This window comes from Vibrio sp. Vb1755 (assembly GCF_033338635.1).
GTDB classification, from domain to species: domain Bacteria; phylum Pseudomonadota; class Gammaproteobacteria; order Enterobacterales; family Vibrionaceae; genus Vibrio; species Vibrio alginolyticus.
This window is the reverse complement of sequence record NZ_JAWOTA010000102.1, coordinates 1-1,591: the sequence shown is the minus strand read 5'-3', so window position 1 is coordinate 1,591 and position 1,591 is coordinate 1. Positions and strand designations below refer to the sequence as shown.

The 1,591-nt window shown below is 46.3% G+C and carries 2 protein-coding genes and 1 pseudogene; all 3 read right to left on the bottom strand.

Features of this window, described 5'->3' with window-relative positions:
• Positions 1 to 308, bottom strand: a pseudogene (locus R7E00_RS22950) (hypothetical protein); the annotation flags it as partial.
• 54 nt (positions 309 to 362) lie between these two features.
• On the bottom strand, positions 363 to 1,154 hold the full coding sequence (locus R7E00_RS22945) for an outer membrane lipoprotein-sorting protein (RefSeq protein ID WP_140255622.1): 792 nt from the start codon (positions 1,152 to 1,154) through the stop codon (positions 363 to 365).
• Between the two features lie 24 nt (positions 1,155 to 1,178).
• A partial coding sequence (locus tag R7E00_RS22940; protein WP_318124527.1) for an MMPL family transporter occupies positions 1,179 to 1,591 on the bottom strand: 413 nt, incomplete at its 5' end.

Genomic DNA, 1,591 nt, shown 5'->3' with positions numbered 1-1,591 from the left:
GACTCGGTGACGCCCCAAAACACTTTACTGATCCCAACTCTAAGCTCGTAATCATCCCAATACGTGAGAAAAAGCGCTTCTCTAATGTCACCGTGGGTTCTTTCATCATCGAGGCTATCGACTCGAAAAAACGGTGTGAAGGTGAAGCTACTATCTCCGCTTTGTAAGTCCCAGTAAAGTTCAGGCTGAACTACAACAGAGCTTTGGCCTTTACTCTGCCCTTGCAGCCCGTGAGAGAGAAATTGTCGATGCTCAACATTCAATTGCCCCGCAAGCTCAAATGCGAACAGCGAGGGCGTTACCAACATCGCGAGTAATCCGCCAAGTTGGCTTACTCCTTTGTCCATATTCATACCACTCCCTTATTTAACTCGCTTGAGCACGTTTTTGTTGAAGTCGTTCTCTTCCAACCCTGTTTGAAAACGCAAATCGCTAGTGTTCAATTCTGTACTTTTGCCAGTTTGGTGATTCGTCATTGCCATGGTATGTGCACGCCAATATCTATCGAGGTACTGCTTATAATTAGCGAAAGTTAGAGTTTTCAATAACGCGCCTTTTCGGTCGTAAAACTCGACTTTGAGAGGGCGATAATGCGCCTTGTCAAGCCATACTACCTGCTTGGTATAACCGGAGTTCTTGTCCGTTGGAATTTGCTCTAGAACGAATACGTCTTGCCCGTTAAACTTCTCATCCTTGAGGTGGTTAAAGCGGTATTTTTCGATTTCAAATGAACTCAAGTCTTCATACGCAAACTCGCTTCCCATAAACGGGCCCGACTTATTACGTGACGAAATTCGCTTTACTCGCTTTAAGGCAGGTAAATACAACCATTGGTCATCCGCACCAATGGTATGAGAATGGTTGAGAAAAGCCGTGCCCGTGACATCCCGAGGCTGGTCAAAAATGGTCAGCCCTTTGTCGCCATCCCCTTCAACTTCGAGAGATTTCAATCGCATAAGACGCGTACTGCTTTCACCTTGTGCGTTCTTTAAAATCATCTCCATGGTTGCGATAGAGTCGCCCCAACCTTCATCTCTTGCTTTTCGCTCCTGAGCAATTTCCAGCCCTTTTTCTTCATTCGCATAAGTGAATGGCGATGTAACTAGCGAAGCCGACAACATCAAAACTTGCAATACGTGGTTCATTTTTTTCATGGTTCAATTCCTTTTAATTCTGAGTTATGACTGAGTTGCCGTGATGGTGGACGACGCTTTCAAGCGCGCGTTATCAGACGGACTTTCTTGTAAGTACGCTTTTTTATCGAATAGCATTAGTAAGGTTGGGAGGAATAAGAAGTCCACAACCAAAGCGATGAAGATAACAATGGCGCTGAGCTGCCCCATATCCGCATTCAGCCTGAAGCTAGACATTGCCAATACAGAAAAACCTGCCACTAAAACCACCGTAGTGATCCACAGTGCGCGGCCAACGGTATGAAAGGCGTAACGAACGGCTTGCTCTGCAGTTTGCCCCTCGCGGCGCGCTCTTTGATATTTGGAAAGGAAGTGAACGGCATCATCGACCACAATCCCAAGCGTCAATGTCACAACAACGGATAAGCCGAGGTTGATTTCACCCGATATCAGTGCCC